Genomic DNA, 25,461 nt, shown 5'->3' with positions numbered 1-25,461 from the left:
ACAGACGCCTCGGCCAGCCGTACGAGGAGTAACCGACGATGCACATTCGCACTTTCCAAGCCCCGACGCTGCAGGAAGCGCTCGCCGAGATCCGTCGTCAGATGGGTAGCGACGCGACGGTTCTGCATACGCGCGACGTCCATCGCGGCATCTTTGGACTGCTTGGTAAATCGCACGTCGAAGTCACCGCCGGCTTGAAACCCAAACCGGTCGTCAACCAGCGAACATCCAGCCCGCCAGCAGCTCGCCGGATCGATTCGCCGCCAACGCCTGCACCCGCGGCGCAGACCACCTCGCCACAAGTTCAACACTTAACCGAACAAGTCAATCGGCTATCGCAGGTCGTTCAGGCATTAGAACAGTCGAAGACGACCGCACCCGCACCAACGCCAGCGACCGCACCCGCAAGCCAATCGAATTCGCGGGTCGCCCAAGCCTTGATCGCTCAAGGACTCGATTCGGCCAGCGCCGAATACATCGCCAGCCAGTCGCCGATCGACGACGCAACGGCCGACGAGGATCTGATCCCCGTGCTGCGACAAGCGCTCCGCAAACGATTTCGCACGACCGGCCCGATCGATGTTCCCCAAGAGGGACAACGGATCGTCGCTCTAGTCGGCCCCACGGGCGTTGGCAAAACAACAACGATCGCCAAGCTAGCCGCCGGATTCCGGCTGCTGGAAAAACGGAACGTCGGTCTGATCACGATCGACACCTTCCGCATCGCCGCGGTCGACCAACTGCATAAATATGCTCAGGTCATGCAGCTGCCGATGGAAGTCGTTTCGGGAGCGGACGAAATGCGAGCGGCGATCGCTCGGCTGAGCGATGTCGATCTGATCCTGATCGATACCGTGGGTCGCAGCCCGCGCGACATCCAACAACTGGAAGTCACCCGAAAACTGCTGGCTCATGCCCAGCCCCAAGAAACTCATTTAGTATTGTCTGCCACGTCGTCGCGGTCGGCGATCGAATCGGCGATCGAAAACTTTGCGGTCCTGTGTCCCGGTGCGGTGATCGTTTCCAAGTTAGATGAAGTCCAACAGCAGCCCGATCTGATGCGGTTTGCTGGCCCGGGCGTTCCCCCGATCAGCTACGTCACGACGGGACAAAACGTTCCCGACGACATCGATCTGCCGCAACCAAGCCGCTTGGTCGACCTGGCTCTCGGCTTGCGAAGCGGCGAACCAAACGAAACAAATGATGACGCTTCTCCGCTGCCGCCGCAGACTTCCGACGGCGACATGCTGCCGCCGCCGGATGATCGCGCAAGTGGCGCCAGCCAGGCGAATTTAAAGGGCTCAACGTTGGCAACAAAATCTACGCAATCGCGCAATTTGCTCTTGCCATCAAACTAGAAAACTACGCAAAAAAGATGCCATAGGCGAGCAAAAACTTCCGAGAGTCGGATTTAACTCGCCCGCACTAAAATAAAATTTTTAGAATCTGATCGAACGGACTGAACAAGTGAACGCGATGTGGACGATACCAGTAAAGCGGCGACCTTTCCCCTGTGGGAATGTATCGCACAGCTTTGACGTTTGGTGTCGGAGGATCCACCTGGTGGCTCGATCGTATGCGGTTTCGCTCGGAGCGATGGCTCTCGGACTGATCGCCTTACGAGGTGCTATCAACAGCGACGATCTTTCGTCTGTCGTAACGTTAGGGCTGTTTGGTATGGTCGTGGCCAGTGGTGTCGGTTACATCATCGGTGCGATCGCGGACCAAGTGATATGTCAAACAGTGGAAGTTCGATTTAGGCAACGTTTGGCTGAGGTGATTGAGCACTTCAACGAAATGGAAGCCGATAAACAAAATTCCCGCACGTCATAGCGTTTGTGGGCAAACTGAATTTCTTTTCGTCAGCGGCATGGATGCTAGCAGCGGAGAGAGGTTCATATGAAAACGTGCCGGTGAAGATCACGGAGGATTTGGATGGCAACGAAGACGGCAGCTGAATTAGAAGAAATCCAAGAGATTTGGGACCAATACAAGGCAAATCCGGAGGTGCGCGATGAGTACCTGCGAAACCGCCTGGTTGAAAACTACATGCCTTTGGTTCGCTACAACGGCGAACGCATCTGGCAGCGGTTGCCCGAAGGCGTGGAACTGGACGACCTGATCAGCGCAGGTATCTTCGGCTTGCTGGACGCGATCGATGCGTTCGACCGCTCCCGCGGTGTCAAGTTTGAAACCTACTGCGTTCCGCGTATTCGCGGTGCGATGCTCGATGAACTCCGTTCGATGGACTGGGTTCCTCGTTTGGTTCGCAGCAAAGCGAGCAAGTTGAACGAAGCGAACAAGAAATTGAACGAAAAGCACGGTCGTGCTCCAACCGTTCAAGAACTGTCGGAGTTCATGCAGATCACCGTTCCCGAAGTGGAAAAGTGGCAGCAGGAAGCCAACGCCGTCGGTTTGGTCAGTCTGAACAAGAAATGGTACGAGACCGACAGCTACAAAGACGTTCGCGAAATCGACGTCCTCGAAGACAAGAAGGGTGAAGACCCAACGCGTCGTGTGCAAAAGAACGACCTGATGCGTTTGGTCACCAAGGGGCTCAACCGCAACGAGCGTCTGATCATCATTCTGTATTATTATGAAGAGCTGACGATGAAAGAGATCGGCGCGACGCTGGACCTTTCGGAAAGTCGCGTCAGCCAGATGCACAGCAGCATTGTTGCCCGCCTACAGCAACAACTGGGCCCACGCCGCGTCGAATTCGGCGCCTAGTCCTTAAGCAATCTGCCCACGCAATCGATACGCTCGCAAAAGGCGACCCTCCACGGGGTCGCCTTTTGTCGTTTCCGGTAACAGGCAATGGTATCCGCGGGGCCTGGTGACATTTGCCAACCACAACCTGCACCCGCCCGGCGAAGCTGGGAGGGTCGGAAAACGTGCGTCTAGCAAGTTTTCCGGGGAGGGAACGCCAGAGGCGTCCAACGCGGATTGACTCGCAAAACTCCCCTCCCCGAACATGGCTGCGCTCGTTCGACCCTCCCCCGCAAACTACGTTTGGGGGAGGGTGAAATGATTTGCTAACTGCACCCGCCCGGCGAAGCTGGGAGGGTCGGAAAACAAGCGTCTAGCAAGTTTTCCGGGGAGGGAACGCCAGAGGCGTCCAACGCGGATTGACTCGTAAAACGCTCCTCCCCAAACATCGCTACGCTCGTTCGACCCTCCCCCGCAAACTGCGTTTGGGAGAGGGTGAAGTAATACCAACCTGCACCCGCCCGGCGAAGCTGGGAGGGTCGAAAAACAAGCGTTCAGCGAGTTTTCCGGGGAGGGAACGCCAGAGGCGTCCAACGCGGATTGACTCGCAAAACGCCCCTCCCCGAACATTGCTGCGCTCGTTCGACCCTCCCCCGCAAACTGCGTTTGGGGGAGGGTGAAGCAGCCGCTGCCGAGTGAAACCACGACAATTCCTCACGTTTCCCTATGCCTACGAAAGCAAAATTTATAGCATTGACGCAGGCCAGCGATCTCCTTCAAAATGCCGCTACTTCACTCTCCCCCACTTTCAGCGAGACCCATGGATGGGAACCACCTCGACCGTCGAAATACGTAGACCGCAGCGTTGGGATCAACCCTTTGATCCCGACATGCTCGAGCGCGACGTGCAATGGCTCAGTTCGCTGCCTCCATTCTCCGAAATGGACAAGTCGGCGTTCCCGGCTAACACGCCGTTGGATGGAGTGCTCCGTAACGATTGCCGAATTCGCAAGGTGCAACCGGGCGAAGTGATCGTTCGCGAAGGGGATTATGGCAACAGTGCGTTCCTGGTCCTCGCCGGCAGTGTCCGCGTTGTGTTGGGGCAATTGCCACCGCAGTCGCTCGGCCGCACGACCGCCAAACAGAAGAGCTGGTTCTCGGCGATCTCCGCACTCTGGAAGCAGCCTCAATTTCCCGAGGTCCGGACCGTCGATCAGATCACGCCCGGCGGATCGTCGCGAGTCCAGCAGCACGGCGATACGGCGTCGATCTTTTTGCAAGACTTCGATGGCGTCGTCACGCACGAACGAACGCTCCAGATCGGCCCCGGTGAAATGTTTGGTGAAGTCGCGGCGATGTATCGCGCCCCGCGGACGGCGACCGTCGTCGCCGACAGCCATGCAACGCTTGTCGAAGTCCGCTGGCAGGGCTTGCGTCTGTTGCGACGCGATCGCGTTTTGGCCCAACAGCTGGAACAAAACTACCGCACCAACTGGCTGATGATTCACTTGCGGGAAACGCCACTGTTCCGCTTCCTGCCGGAGAACTGTCTTCAAAAAGTAGCCGACGCGACGCTGTTGCGCTCCTTCGGTCGACTCGAATGGCATTCCGATTACCGCCGCACGCGGAAACTGAAACCGGTCGAACAGATCGAATCGGAACCGCTTGTCGCAATGGAAGGGCATCTGCCGACCGACCTGTTGCTGATCCGCAGCGGTTTCGCCCGCGTCTGCTCTCGCTACGGTGAAGGGCATCGCACGCTGGCTTATCTTGGCAAAGGCCATATGTTTGGCCTCCGCGAGATCGTTCACAACACCTACCGCGATTCCAATCAAGCTCCGGTCACGCTGCAGGAATCTTTGCGAGCTGTCGGCTTTGTCGACACGTTGCACATCCCGATCGAAGTCGTCGCGGAATACGTGCTTCCGTACATCCGGCGGACCGAGCTGCCCGATCCGATCTCTCGCGACGATCAACAAGCCCGCGCCCGGCACGACATCGCGTCGCAAGTGCCGACTGGAATGTTGGAATTTATCGTCCAGGAACGACTGAACAACGGTCGCCAAGCGATGGTGATCGATCTGAACGCCTGCACCCGCTGCGACGATTGCGTCAAAGCGTGTGCTACGACCCATGACGGCAATCCGCGGTTCACACGCAGCGGACCAACGAACGATGGGATTCAGTTTACGCAGGCTTGCATGCACTGCGCCGACCCGGTCTGCATGATCGGCTGTCCCACCGGAGCGATCTCACGGCATTCCGAAACCGGCACGGTCTCGGTCCACGAAAACATCTGCATCGGATGTGGCACTTGCGCCGCGTCGTGCCCTTATGAAAACATTCAGATGCGGACGATGCGCGATCCCAAGGGTCGGATGTATTTCGACGAATCGGCCGGCTTGCCGATCATGAAAGCCACCAAATGTGACCTCTGCCAATCGCAACCCTCGGGGCCCGCTTGCCAGAACGCCTGTCCACACGACGCCTTGGTCCGGATCGATCTGGGCAACTTGGAAGATCTTAGCGATTGGATCAGCCGACGCCGTTAGCCCTCGAAGGTGATAACCCTAATGCTTCACAAACGAACTCGACGAACGATCGCACTCTCGATCACAGCGATTGCTGTCTTGATCGCAGCGGTTGCCACCTGGCTGATCCGCCAGCGACTCGGTCACGCATCGATGGCGACCGGCTGGACTCTGTTGGCCAGTGTCGGACTGCTGATGCTGCTGGGGCTGCGTAAAAAACTGGTGATGCTGCCGATCCTGCCGGTCCGTGTTTGGACTCAGTTTCACATCTACACCGGCCTGTTTGCGTTGGCGATCTATCTGATGCATGTTCCCGTCGTGATCGCCTCGGGCTTTTTCGAATCGACCCTTTCGCTGCTCTTCCTGTCGGTCGCCGGCAGCGGTTTGTATGGCGTTTGGATCAGCCGCCGCGGAGCGAAACGACTGACTGCTATCGCGGGGGAATACCGCTTCGATCGCTTCGGTTGGCACCGACGCACCATCGCCGATCGCGCTTCGGAGATCGTTACCGAAGTCGGCCAGACGGGCGATGTTCCGGTGATCGCCAAGTTTTATCGCGAGCGTCTGCAACACTATTTTTCGACGCGGCCGAGCCTCGCATATGTGTTGGTCCCGACCAGCCATCGCAAGCGTCGACTGCTGACCGAACTGGGCGAACTGGATCGCTATTTCGCCAGCAACGTGAAACAAGCCGCAGGCCGTTTGGCGGCACTCATTCGCAACCGCGACGACCTCGATTATCACTATGCGACACAATTGCGAATGCGGATGTGGCTGGCGATTCATATCGCGCTGACCGTGGCAATGTTGGTCTTCATCGTAGTGCATGTGTTGATGGTGTTACGGTTCCAGGGAGCTTGATAGATGAGACAAAGCGATCAACCGCTGCCACAACCGCCACGCGACGACCGCCCCGGTGACAACTGGGTCTGCGGCTGGAGCGACGCCGGAACGCCCTGCCAACACGGCCCGTCGGGCAAAGGGGATTGCCCCGCGTTGTCCGCCTGTCGGCCGACCGCCAACGGCGACTCCTGGTCCTGCAATCGCCCCGCCTGCTTGGGCGGCAAGTGCGACTCGGGCCCCAACGAAGAGGGCGTCTGCGGACTCAAGCCGACTCCCTGCACGCCAAAGCGATCGTGGAAGGCGAAGCGCCGCGTGGCGACCAGCCTCTGTTTCCTCACCGCAGTCAGCATGATCCTGATCTCACTGGGAGGCCGCTGGCGAACCGAAGCCTTCGCGCCGGGCGGCCTGATCCAACCGCACGCCCAGATTCTGGGAGGCGAGCTGAAGAGCGACCGCTGCGCTTCGTGCCATCCCGCCGCCAAGGGCTCACTGTCCAGTTGGTTCTTCTCCGCCGGCGACGCACACGAAAACGTGACGCAAACCCAATTGTGCATGGACTGCCACCACAACACGATTGACCGCAGCCTAGCCCGGAACGCACACAACCTTTCGACCGAGCAATTGCAACTGGTTAGCCTGTCGCAGACCGAACATAAATCCAGCTGGCACGCGATGCTTCCCGGAGCAGCGGTCGCGAACGACGATATCGCATGTGCCACCTGTCACCGCGAACATCACGGCAGCCATCAAAACCTGTCGGCGCTGACCAGCGAGCAATGCCAGACCTGCCACAAGAATCAATTCAGCAGCTTTACGCACGGCCATCCCCAATGGACCGATTGGCCCTACGGCCGCGGCGGCAAGATCGCATTTAACCATGCGTCGCACGCCGGAAAACACTTCGCCCAAGAGAACGAAACGTTTGATTGCAATCGCTGCCACCAGCCGACCGCCGACCACGAGCTTGGCCGGACCGCATCGTTTGAAGTCGCCTGCGCCAGCTGTCACGACAAGTCATTAGAAGTCGGGATCGCCGAAGGATTTGCGATCGTCCAATTTCCGATGCTCGACACCGAGGCGATGACTCGCGGCGGACATCCCGCCGGATCCTGGCCCGCCGACGCGACGGGGATCTTCGACGGCAAGATCCCACCGGTCGTGCGACTTCTGTTGCGTTCGGATCCCGAAGTTGCCACCGCATTGGAGCGTCTGCCAGCCAACGGCGATCTGAGCCGGCTGGATTCAAACGCCGCCAACGACCTGGCTGATGCCAAAAACATCGCCGCCGGAGTGCGTCGTTTGATGAATGAAATGGCCGATACGGGATACGACGCGATCGCCAAGCGATTGAGCCTGGCGACGGGGCTGGATGAACAGACGACAGGCCAGCTGGCGGCGAAGCTCTCGCCGCAACTGATCGAAGCGGCTTGCAAGAACTGGCTCCCCGAAGAGAGCCCGATGGTCGTGATCCCACCAACACTCCGCGCGATGCAAATTCGATTAGTCGCCGATTGGGAGATCGTTCCCGAAAATCCGCTCCGCATCCAACTGGCGGTCCCACGCCCAGAGCTGCCGGTCGAACAGATCGCACAAATTCCTAGCGTTCCAGAAACCGAAGCTCCCGAGGCGATGCTGCAACCGGCCGCGCCTCCCACGCTGGAAGTCCCTTCGCTGTCGGGGCCGGCTTCCGATCCACTGACAGATCCACTAGCAGAGCCATTAAACGATCCATTGGCCGATCCGTTAAGCGATCCTCTGAGCGATCCTTTGGCCGGAGCGGCCCCCGCCAAACCTGCCCCCGCCCGTCCGAAGCGGTTTGATGCGAGCAAGCGGTTGCCCGCCGGCGGTTGGTACAGCGATTCGCTGCGACTGGCCGTACGATATCGCCCTAGCGGACACGCCGACCAGATGCTGGTCGCCTTGGTCGGGCTAGCCAACAGTGCCAAATCGATGCACCCGAGCGACTACGAAGCGATCATGTCGATGCAGACGGTCAAGGCTTGCACCAGCTGTCATCAGACCGCGCGAGCCAACTCGTTGGCATCGTGGCGTGCGGCCCCCGAGCAAGGTCCGAGCAAGACGTTCACGCGATTCTCCCATCGGCCGCACATGAATCTACCGATGTTGATGGACTGCAAATACTGCCACCAGGTCGCAGGGAAGCCCGACGAGAATGCTGTCCAAAACGTCTCGACCGGCGAGCCACATCCCGGCCACGACTTCGATCCACTGACACTCGACGCATGTGCCAAATGCCACACCGCGCAAGCTGCCGGCGACCAATGCACAAAGTGTCATCTGTATCACGTCGACAGCAAACAGTTTGCGATCGAAAAACTTGCCGAGATGCTCGCGTCTCCCAAGCCGTTGCCTTAAAGAAAACTGCAGCTCGGCAACCGCCTTCGAGATGCCAGTCCCGCCCGGCTCCACTGAACGACGCAACGATCGCGTCGATTCAGGCGGGGAACCTTCAAAACGTTGGAGGCCGAAGGAGCGGGTATGCGGCGGCGGAGATGCCTGATGAACGTTTACGCTAACGGGAGACCGAGGCTATTCCGCGTTTCGTTTGGGCAATTCAGCCGGCAAGCTCTAGTTCACGGTTCCGTTGCGAACGGGACGCTAGCGAGCGTCCCTACACCCTTAGGTTGGAAACCGAATTTTGCCGAACTGGCGCCTACTCGACTTTGGTCGCTTCCATCTCGTAGATCGCGAGGTATTTGCCGTCAGGATACTTGTACTTTTCGGTCAGATGAAACTTCCCTTTGACAGCGACTGGCCGCGTCGAAAAGTTGGCGCTGTTGTCGCCGGTCATCTTGACCATGATGCAGTCGTAGAGAGCCGCGCCGGGGCCGAAGCAGCATTCCTGGTTGTCGCGGACGAGGACAAACTGTTTGATCCCGACCTGCTGGAAGACCGATGCGGGGAGGATAAAGCCGCGAATCGTGACCTCTTTCCCTTGCAGGGCTTTGATCTCGGGGGTGACCATGCTGGGGTCGTAGTCGGCTTCCTTGTCCATCTCGAACAGGATCGTGTCGAACGAGATCTCTCCCTTGCGTTTGGGAGGCATTCGCCGCGGCGGAGCGGCCGGTTTGGCATCGGTAGGTGTCGGGCGGACGCCGCGAGCGGGGCGTTCGGTAGTCGTCGCGGCCGCTTTTTCTTCTTTTTCGATCGGTGCGGCGGTTAGAGGCAGGACGACTGTCGATGCAAAGATCCAACAGGTCGCGATCCGCAGCATGCTGGAGGCGGGAGAGTGGGACAACATCTAGACGCTCGTTTCGTTGGGTGAAGGTTTTTTATTGCTTCACATAATCGGCTCGCAGTCGATAGAACAGAATGTTGTCGATGTCCTTTTTCGTGCGAAGCGATTTGTTCAGCTCGAATTGCCCGGCCAGCTTCATCTTCGTTCGCCCGTAGCGAACTGTCTTCGTGCCGGTCAGCGTGACTTCTATCATACTACTGGATCGCGGTTGGCCTCCGAAACAGCAGGTTCCCAGATCGGGTACCAAAATGAACTGTTTCAAAGCCCCTTCGCCCGACGCGGGGTGGATGTAGCCTTTGAGAAAAATATCTTCGCCGTCGATCTCAATCGCTTTTTCAGTCGGCGCGTCGGGGCCTTTGGTTCGTTCGAGTTCGTAGAACCCGACCCGTTGATAGCCCTCGGGGACTTCCGTCAGATAGATGTAGGTGTGCTCGGCGATGCCGCCGACCATCAGCGCTACGTTCAAAAAGATCCCGGTTTGGGCGAGCATCAGCCCGCCGTATTCTTCCGGAAACTGCTTGATCGAACGGACGGCGAAGATCCCGCAGGCCGCGCCGATCATCGCTAGCGAAAGGATTGGTTCGAACAGCGGAACCAGGCCCAGAAGGCCAACGATAAACAAGCTGACCGAGGCGATCGCCAGCTTGCTGAGGGCTCGATAGGGATAATCGACGGTGTCTGCGGTTGCAGACATCGGGGCAATGTCCGTGGCCATGGCTTTGTTGGGTCGGGCGGAATGAGGCAGCGACGAATGTCGGGAACTCAGGTCTGCGCCGGCAGAGTTCCCCCGCTAATGACGAGCCAGATCAAAATCGTCAGACTCGTGGCGGTAATGCTTGATACGAACAACAGTCGCAGCGGGTTCACTGCGGGGATCGCGGTTGCTGGCCGACCGACTTGCGGAAGCGCAGCCGTTGCCGCTGCCAACGGTTTCCCCGAATCGAGCACTTGGACCAGGCCCGATGCTGCAGAGTCGGAGATTTGCGATGTTTCCGCGTCTTTCTTAGGAGCGTCGGTTGCCGGGACGGGGAAGAACGTGTTGGCCCGTCGAACCGCCGCCGGGTCGACTTTTTCCAGCTCGACAAGCGCCGCGGCCGCTTCGGGCAGCGGGCAGGCTCGCAAATAATTGATCACGGGAACGCGGACCCAGTTGTTGCCAGCTTCAGCCGTTTTGAACAGCTCCACCAAGGCATCGATCTGCGACCAGTCGCCCCAGCGAGCCAGATCGGGAATCACCAGATCGGCCAATTGCGGACGCTTCAGAACATGGTGGAGCGAGCTGACCAATTGCTCTTTCGGGATCACATCGGTCTCGGTGCCATGGAATCGCAACGCCATGATCGCCGCGTACGTGTCGGCGTATTCTGCTTTTTTGTTGTCCAGAAACAGTTCGTTGACGACTGGCAAGCCCTCGGCACCGTTGAGCGTTAGATAGCAAGCGATCAACGCATCGAGGCCGCCGCGAGTGCTCTTCTGCGTGCTGGTCAGCATCGCTTCGAGCATCGGGACGTCTTTTTTGTCGCCACAAACGCCCAGCATCGTCAGATACAGCCGGCGGCGATCCGATGCGATTTCGGGATCTTTGATCCACTCGATCAATTGGTCGTGATGCATCTTGGGAGCCAACGCTTTGACAGCCGAATACGGGGCGACAGCAAATTCGTCGTAGGTGTCGCGCGCCAGCAAATCCTCTTCATCCTCCAAGAACTCTTGGAAGAAGACCAAGCGTTCGACATCGTCGTCGGGCAGCTTGGTCAATTTCAGCAGATAGTCTTCGGAGCGCTCGGTCAGCGGCAGCGGCGAAGACCACATCAGTTCGGGCGGATCGACGCCAGTGAGCATGAACCGTCGCCCTTTTTCCGCTTTGCCAAAATAAATCGATTTGACGCGTTGGTCGACTTTGACCAACTTCTCCCCTTTGAGGACAACCTTGACGGTCAGTTCGACTTCGCCGGTGTCCGACGGCTCGATCGCTTCGGTCGCTTCGGCGACGACGACAGCATCCATCGATGCCATCTCTTGGCGAAGGGTTTGGGAGACTGCGGTGCAGAAGGGGCAGGCCAACAGGTTGGTGGATTGGCTGAGCGTGGCGCAGATCAAAAGGAGGGGAACGAATCGACGTCCCATAGAACTATCCTCGGTTTAGGCGGGTGGGGTTCCTGCTGCCAACCGCTCCGCGTGCGAAGCTGTCGGCAGTGTGACGAATCGTCTCTACATAATAGGTGATTGTTCCGCAGAAAAGCACCCGTTGTCGCTTCGGATTGCCATAAAGTGCAAACTGGCCAAGCTTTGCAGATTGCAACGATTTTGTGGGCCACCTGAACATCCGGCCGCCGAAAAGCGAGAGTCCAGTGCTTCATCCACATTTGAATTTTGGGTAGTGGACGAGGTCACGAGCTGTCGATTACCCACAAGTCATTGGTCTGGTCCGAAGGCTTGCCAGCAGAGGGCGAAGTCGAGCATTCGCCGCGTGCCTCGCCAGATCACTTCGGCTCCCGGCGGACCGTCGCCTTCGCGGTGATTGTAGCCGCCAAGGGTCGCAAGGACCGGGATGAATTGTGACAGCTCAGGAGCTTGCTTTGGGGGAGCCGTCTTTTTCACCACTTTCCAGACCGACTTCCATTCCGCTTCGCTGAAGACGACATCACAGGGAAGCTCTGGACACTCGCGGCCTAAGAAGGTCACAAACATGATCCGCCATGCGATCACTTTGTAAAACATCAACGCGCGGATCAGTCGGTCTCTCGCTTCGAGTTGAATCTCTTCGACCCGGCAGCCAGTTTTGAAAACTCGAAAGAATACTTCGATTGGCCAACGAGCCACATACAAATCCACAATCCGCAGCGTCTGGGAAATCGTGTCGACCGGCAGAGAACTCAGTAACAGCCAGTCGACTTCGGTTCCGTCGCCTGGGCCATCGATCTCGCTCACCCAAACGACACTGATCTCGACCGGCGGCATCGAAGACTGCTTGTTGTGTGGCGCACGAAGAGTCATCCGCTTCGCTCGAATTTCTAACTTCGCAGTGCGTGCTTCACGGCCGGGGTGTTGTTTGTTTCCTGATCCTTTGGTTCGCTCGGGCGTTTGGGGAAGCTGGACTTCGCGGTAAGCGACCGGCTGGGCGGATGCGATTTCGGCACGCATTTTCTTATAAGCCGCAGGCCCGCCATCGGGGTCTTTCTCCGGCAACGAGCGTTTTCGCTGCGAGCGAATGACGAACTGAGCCGGTGTTTCATGCTGATCGGCTTCGACGAAAATGTCGTAGATGTCTCCTTCGCGATCGGCCAGCGAAACGATCTGAGTTTCAGGACATTTTCCGGCGATCTCGCAGGCCTTGCGGTAACCATCGAGCCATCGTTGCCCTTCGCCGGTGTGTAGGGGTTGGCCTTCTCGCTTCTTGCTGGTGCCGAGCGCTTCTTTGTCGCGATCGTAGAACTTAACACCGACCACCCCGAGACAAAGTTTCTCCGGCGTGAAGGCGATGTGGGAATGATCGTAAAGTCCACGGCGGCCTAAGCGATCGAGATTGCGGACGCCTCCGGGCGGATGCGCGGTGTAGTCCAGTTCGGTGGTATCTTGTGCGATGCAAACGGTGTCTTGGGCTTTGATTCGTTGGAGTGTCTTTTCAGCGTGAGCCCCGAGAATGGCTTCGGGATCGACGTTGGGGTTATCGAATAGACGGTAGGCGGCTTTGGTTTCGTCCCAGCCACTGCAAGCTTCGTTGATACTGGCCGAAGGGTTGGCCGCCAGCGAGGCGAGCAACGCTTCGGCTCGATCGTTGAGACGTTTGTCTCCAAGTTGAATATCTTGAAATTCGTATGCGATACTGGTCGGTTGCATGCTTTCACCTTGAGATTTCATTGTGCAAAATGAAATACTACAAGCGCAAATACCGTGCCAAAACGAGCTATTTTTGCGGCGACTTGTGGGTAATCAACAGGAGGTCACGAGTCCTTTCGCGCCAGAGATTATGGGGACTCGTGACCTGGTCACTACCAACAGTCCTAAAATCAAAGTTTGACAAACCACTAGTTCGCGTTGGCGTTTGTCGTGGCAGAGGTCTCCGCGCTCCGGGCGGGACTGAACAGCGGTGACAGCAGCCCCACCAGCCCGACGACCAACAGCACGCACATCGTCACGCGTCGCAACCGGTGCCGACCCAGCCACGTGCCGACGTGCAGCCCCATCCAGGTCGCGACCAGCAACAGTGGGATGATCGCCATCGCCGTCAGCGATGGGTTGATGATCCGCTGGCCGAACCAGTAGTACAGCAGGCCCCAGGCGGGGAGCATCGAGACCAGATACATCGTGAACAGAAACGCTCGCGTCCGCTTGGTGCTCCAGTCGTGGGCCTGCACCCACAGGACCATCATCGGGCCGCCCGTTCCGGTGCAGCCTTGGAAGAAGCCCGACGACAAGAAGGCGAGCCAGGTCCAGCCGACGTGCAGATGTTCGCGCGGCGTGGGGCGGAAGATCAGCAGCATCATCACGCACAGGATGACGACCGCCCCGATCAATTGACGCATGAATTGGACCGGGAAGCCATCGATCAACGAGAGGACCGCGATCCCGACCGGCAGCGACGCCATCCGCAGCGTCGCCGGAAAGGCAAACTCTTTCAGTTGCACCGTTTGGCGGTACTGCCACAGGCCCCACGCGTTTTGTGGCGTGGTCGCGACCAGCAGCGCCGCCTGCGTTTCGGGGATCCCCTGGCCAGCCCATAACATCAATGGCATGATGACCAGCCCGCCAGCAAAACCGGTCGCCGATTGGACGAAGATGCCCAGACAGACAACGGCAGCAAAGGCGGCGAGTTCTTCCAGTGGTAACATTTCCATCATGTTAGAGCGAGCTGGCGGTTTGGTGTAGGCCCGCCCGCTGGAGTCGAGCCTTCAGCCGATCGCGGGCATCTTCGGCTGAATCCTCGACTCCAACGCCTCCTCCAATATTCGAGCCGCCGATGTCCAATCTGCCATTTGATTTCCCGCTGGCCGCGACAACCGCCTACATCGATCTGGCTTGGTGGCAGGTCGCGATCGCCGCCAGTCTGATCCTTATCAACGCAGCGGTCTCGCTGGCTCTGCGGTTGGATTTGGGCAAACGGTTCCTTGTCGCTTCGGTCCGGCTGACGCTGCAATTGATCCTGGTCGGATATGTGCTGCAGTGGATCTTTACCGTCAATCAACCCGCTGCGGTGCTGGCGATCGTCGCTCTGATGACGACGATCGCGGGGCTGTCGGCTGTCGGACGCAGCGAGCTGCGCTATCCCGGGATCTATGTCACCAGTCTGATCAGCGTCTGGGCGAGCAGTTGGATCGTGGCGGCGATCGCCGTCGTCTGGGTCGTCCAGCCCGATCCTTGGTGGCGGCCGCAGTATCTGATTCCGCTGGTCGGGATGATCTTGGGGAACGCGTTGACAGGGATCTCGCTCGGCCTGGATCGGTTCCTCAGCGAACTCAGTCGCGGCCGAGCGGTGATCGACGGAGCGCTCTGCCTGGGAGCGACGCGTTGGGAAGCGGTCCGCCCGACGGTCCGATCGGCGATGCGAACCGGAATGATTCCGATCATGAACGCGATGACCGTCGCGGGAATCGTTAGCCTGCCGGGGATGATGACTGGGCAATTGCTATCGGGAGTCGACCCGATGTCGGCGGTCAAGTATCAAATCGTGATCATGTTCCTGATCGCCGCAACCGTTGCGATCGGCACGCTCGGTTCGATCATGATCAGCTACCGCCGCTTGACCAACGACCAGCACGCCATCCGCTGGGACCGAATCGAAAAAAACGGCAAGTCGTAGAGAGGTGCGCTGGCGCTGGAGTCGAGCCTTCAGGCGACCTACGCGCCACATCCACCCGCCACGCGCAAGCCCCAGCATAAGTGCAATCGGTCGCGGAATTGCCGAATCGTTGATTTGGTTGTCCAGGATCGAACGTTTTGCGGCCCGCGCAGCCGGTTGCGATCGTGACGCATGCACCTGTCGTATCGCCCCGCGGCGGAGCGGCAAATGTGCGGCGGATTGGAGACCGATAAGACTTCGACGCGAACGGTCCATGTTTCCTTTCAGTCGATTGAGAGTTGTTATGCCATTTTTGGGCGGTAGCCTTGCATTTGAGAGATTCGACGTTTCGGGTTTTGATGCGCCGCAATTCATTGATGAGCACATCGAGATCTTAGACAGCCATCGCGCTGGCCAGACGCAAACGTCGTCGACCGAAAACATCCACGTCGGTTTCCTCGGCGGATCGCATCTGTTTGATCCCGACTTCGACATCAGCAAGAACGTCATTAACGACGCGTTGCACTGTGGCGTGCGGATCGATACGAATCAGATCCCCGCCGCGATTCGCAACGCTTGGTTGCAGATGGAATTGACCGCGTTGTCGAAAGACAATTCCAGCGGTGTGCCGACCAAGGCGCAGCGGAAGGAAGCCAAAGAGGCTGTCGAGCAACGTTGCGAAGTCGAAGCGGCGACGGGCAAGTATCGCAAGATGCAGCAGTTCTCGATCCTCTGGGACCAACGCCACAGCATGCTCTATTTCGGCGGCTCCACCGGCACCGCCAGCGGTCACTGCGCCGATCTGTTGGAACGCACTTTTGAAATCGAACTGCGGCATGTCAGCGCCGGAACGATCGCGTTGCAATGGGGACGCGATAACAAGCAACTGGCCGATGTCGAAGACTTGGTTCCCGCTTGTTTTGTCCCCAACCATCACCATGGCGATATCGCCTGGACCAGCGAACATTCGCAAGCCCCCGACTTTTTGGGGAACGAGTTTATGTTGTGGTTGTGGTGGACTTTGGAGAACGAAACCGACACCTTCGAACTGCCCGATGAGTCCGAAGTGACGGTGATGTTGAACAAGACATTGACCCTGGAATGCCCTGCGGGCGAATCGGGGAAAGAGGTGATTTCGGCGGAAGCGCCGACGCGATTGCCTGAAGCGATGCAAGCGGTCCGTTGTGGCAAACTGCCTCGTAAGACCGGGATGACCGTCGTCCGCGATGGCCAGCAATTTGACCTGGTCCTGCAAGCCGAGACGTTTGCGATCAGCGGAGCCAAGATCCACGTCGACGAAGATATGGAGTTTGGCGTCGAGGACCGGATCGACGCGATCCGTACGCTCAGCGAAACGATCGACCTGATGTTCCACGTCTTCTGCGCTCGCCGTGTCAGCAGCGCGTGGTCGAAAGACCTCGGCGAGATCGTTAATTGGTTAGGCACCAGCGAGCAACGCGACCAAAAGTCGGCAGCCTAAACGCAGCGGTTGGAGTCGCCGATTCAGTCGAACATGCGCATCGTCGGCGAAAGCCTCAGACTCCAACGCACGCGATGGTTGGCACTCTAACTTCGCATCTCTTTCCGGTAACTTCCTGGCGTGCTCCCCGTCCGCTCTCGGAACAGGTTGGCGAGATTCTGGGCGGAAGCAAACCCCGCTCTCGCCGCGATCGAGGTGAGGGGCAGATCGGTGTTCGCCAGATCGGCTTTGACTTGCCCAAGCCGCACTTGCATGATCGCCTCAGTTCCCGACAACCCGATGGCCGCCTGCAGGTAGCGGTCCAAGGTGCTACGCGATACCGATAGGTGGTCTGCGACTTGCGACGCCTTGATCGGTTGACAGGCGTTTTCTCGGATGAAGCTCAGCGCCGCCGCAACTTCGGGATCCTCCACCGCGACGATATCCGAAGACTGCCGCGTGATGACGCCGCGCGGCGGGAGGAGCGTTTTGGCGGGAACACGTTTTCCATTGATCCGTCGGTCGAGCATTTCGGCCGCTTTGTAGCCGACCGCGAAGGCATTGACATCGACACTGCTGAGCGGCGGATTGGAGACGCGACAAAAGACTTCGTCGTTATCGATTCCCAGCACGGCGACATCGTTGGGGACTTCGAGTTTCAATCGATGGGCAGCATCCAAGAGGACATGAGCTTGTTCGTCGTCGCAACAAAGGATTGCGATCGGTCGCGGCAGTTTGGCCAACCAGTCCCTCAGGGCAGCAATCTCACGGTGTGACCGGGAGGTTGGTTTCTGGCTCGATCGTCTGCCGGAATAGACACGGCAGTCGATGCCTGCCGCCCGCGCACGCTCGACCAACCGATCCCGTCGCTGGGCGATCCAACGGTTCTTGTAGCCAAAGAAATTGCAAAATCCGATTCGCTGAAAGCCACGCTGTGTGAAGTGTTCCAACGCCGCATCGACAATCGCGTCGTTGTCGACGCCAACCAATGGGATTCCCGCTTCGGGAACCGCTCCTCGCACATCGATCACCGGTAGTCCCGTCGACTGAACAAATTCAGCCATCGCAAGCGAGTCGCATCGAACGATGATCCCGCTCACTTCCCCAGGCTTCAGCCAGCGTGGTGGAGGGTCTTTGAGGTTGCGAGGTTCTAATCGCAACCCCCATGGCCCATGCTCTGCAGCATAACGAGCCACCCCTTCGATAATCTGACGACCATGCCCACGTGAAGTTTCGACAAGGACTGCAATTTCTGGGCGTTGGTTCATGAGCGAGGCAGGGGGAGAGGTTGCCCAGGAAGCAGGGTTTTTGTGGGGAATGTCGGGTGATTCTCCTTCGATCATAGCTTAGCGTGACAAAATCACGCAACAGTTTGGTGGTTTTCAGCAATTGATCGGATGTTGACGTCTGTTCACAATCCTTTGTGTAGGGCAGGATCGCCGGATGAATGGAAGGCGAAACACCGTTCAACGACTGCATGAACGACTGCATGAACGCCTGACTGTCGAGCAATTAGGAGGCTGGGCCGATCTGGGCCCATCTTTATTTATCACGTTCAGCGAGCGGTTGCCGTAATCGACGCTGGAGACAACGCGCCGAGCGCTCGCCAGTCGAGCATCGGGCGATCTTAACTATTGTTCAACCTGTCACATTATCAGCAGGAACCTGTGATTATGAAAACACAAACGAGGCACGGCTTCACCCTTGTCGAGCTATTAGTTGTCATCGCAATTATCGGAATTCTGGTCGGCCTGCTTTTGCCAGCCGTTCAGGCCGCACGTGAGGCAGCGCGCCGCATGCAATGCACCAATCGGCAAAAACAGTTGGCGTTGGCGATGCACAACTATCACGACACCCACAAAACTCTTGTTCCTGGGTCGCGGATGATCGGAAACGCAGGTGGTGGGACCTCCCCAGCCGACCCGGTGTCGAATGTATCTTGGATCGATCACGGATCGTGGTACATCATGATCCTGCCTTTCGTCGAACAAACGGGGCTCAACGATCTAATCGATCACGACCGGCCTTGGGCAGGAACTGCGCACAATTCGGCAGCGCGTCAAGTGCAGGTCAGCATGTTTGGCTGCCCATCGGACAAGATGGTGAAAACCTGTGTGGGGACTTCCGCAGAGCCGAACTATTCCACTTGGACAGGAAGCTACGTGGTGAACTTTGGAAATACAAACTACGGTCAAACCACGCAAGATGGCCTGACGTTCCAGGGAGCGCCGTTCCGCCAAGGAAAAGGGCAAGGCTTTCGCGACATCACCGATGGTCTATCGAATACCTTGATGACATCCGAAGTCATGACGTCGGATCAGACGATTAATAATCTGATCGTTAGTGAAATCACTTCTGCCAAGGGTGGCCAGACGTTTACCGGGTTCCTGACGCCCAACTCAAGTGCTCCCGATCAATCCACTCGCGGCTGCCCACTGGATGCTTCTTGGAACAATGTTGCTAGCTGTATTAGTCTCGCGGGTGATTGGAGCGCTGTCCAAAAAGTGATCCTCGCACCGCGCAGCCGCCATCCTGGTGGCGTCATGGCGACGTCTTGTGATGGTTCGGTACGCTTCTACAGTGAAACCATTGACACGGCGACTTGGCGTTCGTTGAGTACCGCGCGAGGTAACGAACCGATTGGCAACTTTTAGATAAAGTTCGCAACAAGCATCCCAACTTCGGTTGTCTTGATCTAAGTCGGACCAAATCCGCTCGCAAAACTGTGGGCGGATATCGCCGCATTAGAAAGCCCACATCCTATCCATTTGTGTCGACTGAAGCCCCACGGCACGCCATCGTTGCTGAACTCACCTTGTTTAGAACCCTACCTATTGAAGACCTTCGATGAAATTCAACCGCTCGCCACACATGTTTTCTAATGTCCCGATGGTTCTCGCTGTTGCCGTCGGACTGGGTGTTGCGATGGGAGCCCAGCAATCTCTTTGGGCTGAATCAAACGATGGATCGGGAACAGGAAAGGATCCCTCCGGGCCTGCGTTGGAGTGTCGCAATGCGTTTGATCTCGCGCCGTTCAAGCAAGGAGTGCTGCTGTTTACAGATCGTAAATATACAGCAAAGTCGGTTCCGGATCTGCTGAAAGAGTTGACGTTCGTTCGAACGAGCATCGATGGGTACAAGTTGACTTGCACGCGTTCCGGACTTCTCTACGCATTAACTCCTCGTGCAGCGCAAGAGGGTGCCGCGAGCCAAGAAGACTACTTGGCCGATAAGGGATTTGAGAAACTCTCATGGGACGACTTCCAACTCTTCGGCAATAACGCCATCGATCGTGTCACCGTCTACCGCAAGGTGATCGAGGAAGGTGAGGTTCTGGATATCAATAAGTGGGTTGTTCTGTTGCTTCCGACTGGCGGGGAGATATCAAAATGGAAGCCTCGGCCTTGGAATCAAAACCAGGGTGAGCTGCTGTACAACGGAATTCAGCTGCCACGCGACTGGCCACCTGGAGATGCCGATCCGAAAGATGCCTCTCCACTGGCGGTTCCCTATCTCGAATTTCCACCCGAAACGATTGTTATCGATACCGGGCGACAGCTTTTCGTCGATGACTTTCTGATCGAGAACACCACGCTGAAAAGGACTTGGCACAAAGCTCGCAAGTACGAAGGGAATCCGATTTTGTCTCCCACGACCGATCTGGAGCGGGGAGTTCAGAGCGGGCAAGCTCCAATGGCGGCTCCTTTTAGCGGCGGCGTCTGGTACGACCCCAGCGACAAACGATTCAAGATGTGGTACCACGCTGGATGGTTCGACGGAACTGCGTACGCAGAAAGCAAGGATGGTATTCACTGGGAACGCCCCGATCTCGATGTGGTCCCAGGGACCAACCGCATCGTTCCGCGAAAAGGAGTCCGCGACTCGGCAGCGGTCATTCTCGATACGTTCACCGACGAGGCATCACAACGCTACAAGATGTTGATCTGGAGTCGCCCACAGGGTGGCGAGCTTTTCACATCCGCCGACGGAATCCATTGGAGCGACCCCGTACGGACCGGCCCTATGGGAGATCGTAGCACGATCTTCTTCAATCCCTTCCGTAACAAATGGGTCTACAGTATTCGAGCCAGCTGGCGTGGGCGAAGTCGGAACTACAGTGAGAGCGACGATTTTTTGGCCGGTGCTTCGCTCTCCGATCAGGTGAAATGGATGCGAGCCGACAACCTGGACCTGCCCGATGACCACTGGTTCTATGCGTTTCCGCAACGCGATGGCAAGCCAACCACGCCATCGCTATACAATCTCGACGCGGTTGCTTATGAATCGGTGATGCTTGGTGCATTGGAAATCTATCAAGGTCCCGACAACGGGGCGTGTGCGGCGGAAGGGGTCCCGAAGCTGACCGAAATCCATCTTGGATTCAGCCGAGATGGATTCCATTGGCAGCGTGCCGAGGACCGCACTCCTTTCATCGCAGCGACTCGCAAAGCGGGGACGTGGGATCGCGGATACATTCAATCGAATGCCGCCATCTGTTTGGTGATGGGAGACGAGTTGTGGTTCTACTACACCGGCTTTGCAGGCGACACGGCTCGAAAAGGCCTGCCTATCGATTCCAACGGCATGTACGCCAACGCGTCGACCGGGATCGCCAAGTTGCGACGCGATGGGTTTGCGTCGTTGGACGCCGGTAGCGAATCGGGGAACTTGACGACGCGGTCGGTCGTCTTTCAAGGGAACCGTCTGTTTGTGAATGCCGACTGCCCTGAAGGGACCTTGCGAGTCGAGGTATTGGATGAAGCCGGGAGCGTCGTCGCGGGATTCTCGAAAGAACAATGTAATCCCATCGCATCGGATAGCACGCTCGCCGAAGTCACCTGGGACTCAGCGAGCGATTTGTCGAGCATCGTGGGGAAACCGGTGAGATTCCGTTTTCATCTACAAAATGGTCGCTTGTATTCGTTTTGGGTTTCGCCAAACGAATCGGGAGCGAGCCACGGATTTGTCGCCGGTGGCGGACCGGGCTTCGACAGCCTGATCGATACGAAGGGGAAAGCTGCCTACATCGCGGAAGAGGAAACCAGCCGATGATCTATTTGCATATCGATAGATCATGGAATTGGAATTGGACGCGGAATAGCGGCGGGGCAGCATGAACATAGGCTGGATTACTGTAGGCATATTGCTTGTCGCCGCCATCCTCACGTTGCGTTTCTTCCGAAGTTTGGCGTTTACGGCCTGGGTGCTCGTTGGGGTAAGTGCAGCGTTTTTCTTCCCCGCAGCCTTTCAAACCTGGTGGGGACTGCCGCTGGCCTCGCTGATCGTTCCGTTGATCCAGTTGATCATGTTCGGTATGGGGACGACGTTGAACCTGGGCGATTTCCTGCGGATTGTCAAAGAACCGTGGCCGGTATTGCTCGGCATCTCGCTTCAGTATGCCGTCATGCCGATCACGGGATACATGTTGGTTGTCGCGTTCGGGCTCGAGGGTGAATTGGCCGCGGGTGTCATCTTGATCGGTGCTTGTTCGGGAGGTGTTGCGTCGAATGTGATGAGCTATATCGGAAACGGAAATGTCGCATTGTCCGTTACGATGACAGCGTTTTCGACGATCGTCGCGCCGGTGATGACGCCGCTTGCCATGACCGTTTTAGCGGGCCAGTATATCGACGTCGATGCATTCGCCATGCTGATTGGAGTTGTAAACATTGTCATTGCACCGGTGTTTGCTGGCGTCGTCGGTAATGCAATCCTCTACAGTAAGAAACCATGGTGTCAGCGCACCGGCACGTTGTTAGGTGTGGCCGCGATGCTGGTGGCGGTGGGAACGGCAATCGCCCTCGTGCCAGCGGACCAGCTTGGTGCGTTCAATGCACTTCGCAACTGTGTCTCCTTGGGCCTGTATCTGATTGCTGCCTTGGCGATCGTGAAGGTGATTTTCCTGGCAAGGGGCAGCGACAACGAAGCTTGGCTGGATCGTGGATTGCCGATCCTCTCGATGGCTGGCATTTGTGCCATTTTGACCGTCCTTACCGCACAGACCCACGATGTGTTGGTTCAGGCAGCCGGCGTGCTGTTCGCTGCCGCAGTGATTCACAATACGATCGGCTTGTCGCTCGGGTATTGGGGAGCTCGCGTTGTCGGCGTTCTCGCGGGACGAATCGGATTCCGTATTGGCATGTTCCCAAATTCACAGCCGCGACTTACCGAACGCGATTGCCGCACCGTCGCTTTTGAAGTGGGGATGCAGAATGGAGGCATGGCGACGGGGCTCGCGATCAACGTGCTTCATAGCCATGTGGTCGCGTTACCTCCCAACGTGTTTGGGACTTGGATGCATATCTCCGGATCGATCCTGGCCAACTACTGGAAACGCGACTCGTCCCCCGAGGAGAGTCCGGCAACGGTGACAAGCCTTGAAGCCGAATTGGCTTAGACGACAGTTGTTCCTATGCGTAACTCCTCAGAAATACCAGCCATTCCTGCCCTACAACGACATCATAGAGTTCCAAGGCCTTCACCGTCGCTGGCAGGTATCGCTACGTGTGTTTCATTTCTCACTATCGAAATAGCGTTTCATCTCTAAACCGACAGCAGGGTCTACTATGTTTTTACGACTAATTGTTTGCAGTCTTCTCGTTTCCGCGACCGTCACGATCTTACCTGGCTGTGGCAGCCAAGGCGGAATTCAACGTGCATCGGTTGAGGGCAACGTCACGGTCGATGGAGAGCCGGTCGATGTTGGATCGATCACGTTTGTGCCGACGGGGGAAACAAAAGGTCCCGCCACCGGTGGCAAGATCGTCGATGGGGAATATGCCATCGAATCCTCCGGCGGCCCCGTCCCCGGAGAATATCTGGTGCAGATCACGGGACGGCGAGGTACAGGCAAATTCAAGAAACAAGAACTCGAAGGTGAGATCGTTGAAACCGAAGTCACCGAAGAGATGATTCCAGAGAAGTATCGAAGCGGATCGGAACTGAAGCGAACGATCGAAGCAGGGGAAAACTCAATGAACCTTGAACTGACGAATGAATAGCCTGCTGGAAGGATTTCTGGGACCGGTACTAAACGTGGGCTAGCAACGCTTGGAGTGTCTTCGATTCGGCGGCGTTGGACGAGGTTGTCATCCGTCAGTCCGAGGGCGAAGCTCGGATCTATTACCTAGCCCGGATCCCGCTGGAAACGCAGAATCGCCGAGTGCGCAGAGGCTTGCTGGCGTTACCTTCGACAAATCGAACTTCGCGTTCTCGGAGACTCCGCGATAACAAAATCACCGATCGTGTCGGCGACATGTGTCGGCAGCGGCCCAGAATCCAACTTGCGTTTCGACGGCGGATGCCTGTGAATCCAACGCGTCTATTGGGTCCAGCGGCGTAACAATGTGCTGCGCAATAGGCTGACGGCGGCGAACATCGCGATCCCTAACAGCGTTGCCATCGCCACGGCGGCGAAGGCTTCATCGGCGCGCAGACGGTCCATTTTCTGAGGGACCATAAATCCGAGGCCGTGGCCGCGGCTGCTGTTGCCGGCAAAAAATTCCCCCACGATCGCTCCGATCACCGCCAGTCCGGCCGATGTTCGCATGCCGGTGATCAGGTTGGGAACGGCATAAGGTATCTGCAGCTTCCAAATCTGTTGCCATCGCGTGGCGTGGTTCAAGCGAAACAGTTCCTGCAGGCCGCGCGGGACGCTTGTCAGCCCGGCGGTCGTGTTGGCGATGATCGGAAACAGGCTGACGATAAACGCGATCAGGACCACGCTCTCAAAGCCCGGCCCGCGGGTGTAGGTGATCAGCGGTGCGATCGCCACGATCGGGACGGTTTGCAAGATCACGGCGTAGGGAAAACAGCCGAGCCGCAGCAACCGGAACTGGGCAAATACGATTGCGATCACCGATCCGGCAAGCGTGCTGAGAACGAAACCACAGACCGCCGCACGCGCCGTCAACCAAGTTGCCGCGGCGAGTTCCGGAGCGATCCGAACGGCGGCGGTGACGACGGTCCAAGGATAGGGAACGAAGTAATCCTCGACGGCGTACAGGTACTTCGCCGCCGACCAACCGGCGATCAACAGCACCAACGCCACCAGCATCGGCCACAACGAATCGGTGAACCGTTCGACCCGCGCGTTCATTTGGCCTCTCCTCGCAACAACTGAGTCAAGCGCTCGGTCAGCCGATTGAATTCGATCGACGATCGCAAAGAAGCCTCGCGCGGGTGATCGAAAGGAACGTCGACGATCTCCGCGATCCGCGCCGGTCGATCGGTCATCACCAGCACGCGGTTGCTCAAGAAGATCGCTTCGCTGACGTTATGGGTGACAAACAATCCGGTCCAGCGCTGTTGCTGCCACAATTGAAGGATCTGTTCGTTCAAGCGGCTGCGCAACAGATCGTCGAGCGCCGCGAAGGGTTCATCGAACAACATGATCTGCGGCTGCATCACGACAGCTCGAGCCAGCGAGACGCGCATCCGCATCCCGCCCGAAAGCATCGCCGGCAATTTGTTGCGATCGTCGTCGCGCAGCCCGACCATCGACAGCACGCCCGATGCGGCAGCGGTCGCTTCGCCGCGAGATTTCCCCGCCAGTTCCAACGGCAGCGCGATGTTTTCCAGGACCGTTCGCCAGGGAAGGAGCGTGGGATCTTGAAAGACGTAGGCGATCGGCGGACGGTCGCGATCGGCGACGGAAAGTTTCAAGCTGCCGCCGCTGGGACGCTGCAGGTCGGCGACCATCCGCAGCAGCGACGTCTTGCCGCAACCGCTGGGGCCAACGATCGCGACGAATTCGCCCGCTGCGATTTGAAGGTCCAGCGTTTCGATGATCGATTGCCCGTCGATCGATAGATTCAGCGAATCGGCAACAATCATCGAGTTGGAGTCTGCAGGGAGGGCGTTGGGATCGCGGGAAAGCGAG

The 25,461-nt window shown here is 57.8% G+C and carries 20 protein-coding genes; 12 read left to right on the top strand and 8 right to left on the bottom strand.

Features of this window, described 5'->3' with window-relative positions; translation table 11 throughout:
• The first annotated feature begins 38 nt into the window (after nucleotides 1-38).
• The 6 genes from flhF (at nucleotide 39) to EC9_RS05965 (ending at nucleotide 8,459) form a co-directional block, all read left to right on the top strand.
• Nucleotides 39-1,358 (top strand): flagellar biosynthesis protein FlhF, encoded by a 1,320-nt coding sequence (gene flhF, locus EC9_RS05990; protein ID WP_145343225.1) that lies wholly within the window; start codon nucleotides 39-41, stop codon nucleotides 1,356-1,358.
• A gap of 205 nt (nucleotides 1,359-1,563) precedes the next feature.
• Nucleotides 1,564-1,833, top strand: coding sequence for a hypothetical protein (locus EC9_RS05985; protein WP_145118612.1), 270 nt, complete (start codon nucleotides 1,564-1,566; stop codon nucleotides 1,831-1,833).
• Between the two features lie 102 nt (nucleotides 1,834-1,935).
• A complete protein-coding gene (locus EC9_RS05980; RefSeq protein ID WP_145091147.1) occupies nucleotides 1,936-2,730 on the top strand; it encodes a FliA/WhiG family RNA polymerase sigma factor in 795 nt (264 codons plus the stop codon).
• An 803-nt stretch (nucleotides 2,731-3,533) separates the two neighbouring features.
• On the top strand, nucleotides 3,534-5,261 hold the full coding sequence (locus tag EC9_RS05975; RefSeq protein ID WP_145343223.1) for a 4Fe-4S dicluster domain-containing protein: 1,728 nt from the start codon (nucleotides 3,534-3,536) through the stop codon (nucleotides 5,259-5,261).
• A gap of 21 nt (nucleotides 5,262-5,282) precedes the next feature.
• Nucleotides 5,283-6,101, top strand: a complete 819-nt coding sequence (locus EC9_RS05970) for a hypothetical protein (RefSeq protein ID WP_145118606.1) — start codon at nucleotides 5,283-5,285, stop codon at nucleotides 6,099-6,101.
• Between the two features lie 3 nt (nucleotides 6,102-6,104).
• Entirely contained in the window at nucleotides 6,105-8,459 is a 2,355-nt protein-coding gene (locus EC9_RS05965; protein ID WP_145343221.1) for a cytochrome c3 family protein, read from the top strand.
• 298 nt (nucleotides 8,460-8,757) lie between these two features.
• On the opposite strand, the gene EC9_RS05960 is transcribed toward EC9_RS05965, so the two are convergent.
• The 5 genes from EC9_RS05960 to EC9_RS05940 form a co-directional block, all read right to left on the bottom strand.
• A complete protein-coding gene (locus EC9_RS05960; protein ID WP_145343219.1) occupies nucleotides 8,758-9,345 on the bottom strand; it encodes a DUF3299 domain-containing protein in 588 nt (195 codons plus the stop codon).
• Between the two features lie 31 nt (nucleotides 9,346-9,376).
• Nucleotides 9,377-10,036 (bottom strand): DUF3299 domain-containing protein, encoded by a 660-nt coding sequence (locus tag EC9_RS05955; RefSeq protein ID WP_246105976.1) that lies wholly within the window; start codon nucleotides 10,034-10,036, stop codon nucleotides 9,377-9,379.
• 68 nt (nucleotides 10,037-10,104) lie between these two features.
• Nucleotides 10,105-11,469: a HEAT repeat domain-containing protein gene (locus tag EC9_RS05950; RefSeq protein WP_218934617.1), complete on the bottom strand. Its 1,365-nt coding sequence runs from the start codon at nucleotides 11,467-11,469 to the stop codon at nucleotides 10,105-10,107.
• Nucleotides 11,470-11,757: 288 nt separating this feature from the next.
• The gene (locus tag EC9_RS05945) at nucleotides 11,758-13,203 is read right to left on the bottom strand and encodes an IS4 family transposase (RefSeq protein ID WP_145342938.1); all 1,446 of its coding nucleotides are present in this window, start codon (nucleotides 13,201-13,203) and stop codon (nucleotides 11,758-11,760) included.
• Nucleotides 13,204-13,370: 167 nt separating this feature from the next.
• Nucleotides 13,371-14,174 carry a sulfite exporter TauE/SafE family protein gene (locus EC9_RS05940; RefSeq protein WP_231746017.1) on the bottom strand — a complete coding sequence of 268 codons (804 nt, stop codon included), beginning with the start codon at nucleotides 14,172-14,174 and terminating at the stop codon, nucleotides 13,371-13,373.
• A 128-nt stretch (nucleotides 14,175-14,302) separates the two neighbouring features.
• Between EC9_RS05940 and EC9_RS05935 the strand changes: the two genes are divergently transcribed.
• The gene (locus EC9_RS05935; RefSeq protein ID WP_145343215.1) at nucleotides 14,303-15,142 is read left to right on the top strand and encodes an ABC transporter permease; all 840 of its coding nucleotides are present in this window, start codon (nucleotides 14,303-14,305) and stop codon (nucleotides 15,140-15,142) included.
• 283 nt (nucleotides 15,143-15,425) lie between these two features.
• Entirely contained in the window at nucleotides 15,426-16,601 is a 1,176-nt protein-coding gene (locus EC9_RS05930) for a hypothetical protein (RefSeq protein ID WP_145343213.1), read from the top strand.
• Nucleotides 16,602-16,687: 86 nt separating this feature from the next.
• Here EC9_RS05930 and EC9_RS05925 read toward each other — a convergent pair whose 3' ends face one another.
• Complete coding sequence (locus EC9_RS05925; RefSeq protein ID WP_218934616.1) at nucleotides 16,688-17,848, bottom strand: XylR family transcriptional regulator; 1,161 nt, start codon at nucleotides 17,846-17,848, stop codon at nucleotides 16,688-16,690.
• Nucleotides 17,849-18,253: 405 nt separating this feature from the next.
• Here EC9_RS05925 and EC9_RS05920 point away from each other — a divergent pair, with 405 nt between their 5' ends.
• From EC9_RS05920 to EC9_RS05905, 4 genes are all read left to right on the top strand, one after another.
• On the top strand, nucleotides 18,254-19,234 hold the full coding sequence (locus tag EC9_RS05920; RefSeq protein ID WP_145343209.1) for a DUF1559 domain-containing protein: 981 nt from the start codon (nucleotides 18,254-18,256) through the stop codon (nucleotides 19,232-19,234).
• Between the two features lie 193 nt (nucleotides 19,235-19,427).
• Nucleotides 19,428-21,632: a glycoside hydrolase family protein gene (locus EC9_RS05915; RefSeq protein ID WP_218934615.1), complete on the top strand. Its 2,205-nt coding sequence runs from the start codon at nucleotides 19,428-19,430 to the stop codon at nucleotides 21,630-21,632.
• A gap of 61 nt (nucleotides 21,633-21,693) precedes the next feature.
• Nucleotides 21,694-22,977 (top strand): bile acid:sodium symporter family protein, encoded by a 1,284-nt coding sequence (locus tag EC9_RS05910; RefSeq protein WP_145343207.1) that lies wholly within the window; start codon nucleotides 21,694-21,696, stop codon nucleotides 22,975-22,977.
• A 169-nt stretch (nucleotides 22,978-23,146) separates the two neighbouring features.
• Nucleotides 23,147-23,581 (top strand): hypothetical protein, encoded by a 435-nt coding sequence (locus EC9_RS05905; RefSeq protein WP_145343205.1) that lies wholly within the window; start codon nucleotides 23,147-23,149, stop codon nucleotides 23,579-23,581.
• A gap of 320 nt (nucleotides 23,582-23,901) precedes the next feature.
• On the opposite strand, the gene EC9_RS05900 is transcribed toward EC9_RS05905, so the two are convergent.
• Entirely contained in the window at nucleotides 23,902-24,678 is a 777-nt protein-coding gene (locus EC9_RS05900; protein WP_145343203.1) for an ABC transporter permease, read from the bottom strand.
• Nucleotides 24,675-25,415, bottom strand: coding sequence for an ABC transporter ATP-binding protein (locus EC9_RS05895; RefSeq protein ID WP_145343201.1), 741 nt, complete (start codon nucleotides 25,413-25,415; stop codon nucleotides 24,675-24,677). The genes EC9_RS05900 and EC9_RS05895 overlap by 4 nt, the downstream gene beginning before the upstream one ends.
• Between the last annotated feature and the right edge of the window lie 46 nt (nucleotides 25,416-25,461).

It is taken from the genome of Rosistilla ulvae (assembly GCF_007741475.1).
GTDB lineage: Bacteria > Planctomycetota > Planctomycetia > Pirellulales > Pirellulaceae > Rosistilla > Rosistilla ulvae.
Note: the sequence above shows the minus strand (reverse complement) of the source record. Positions and strands in the feature narration are given on the sequence as shown.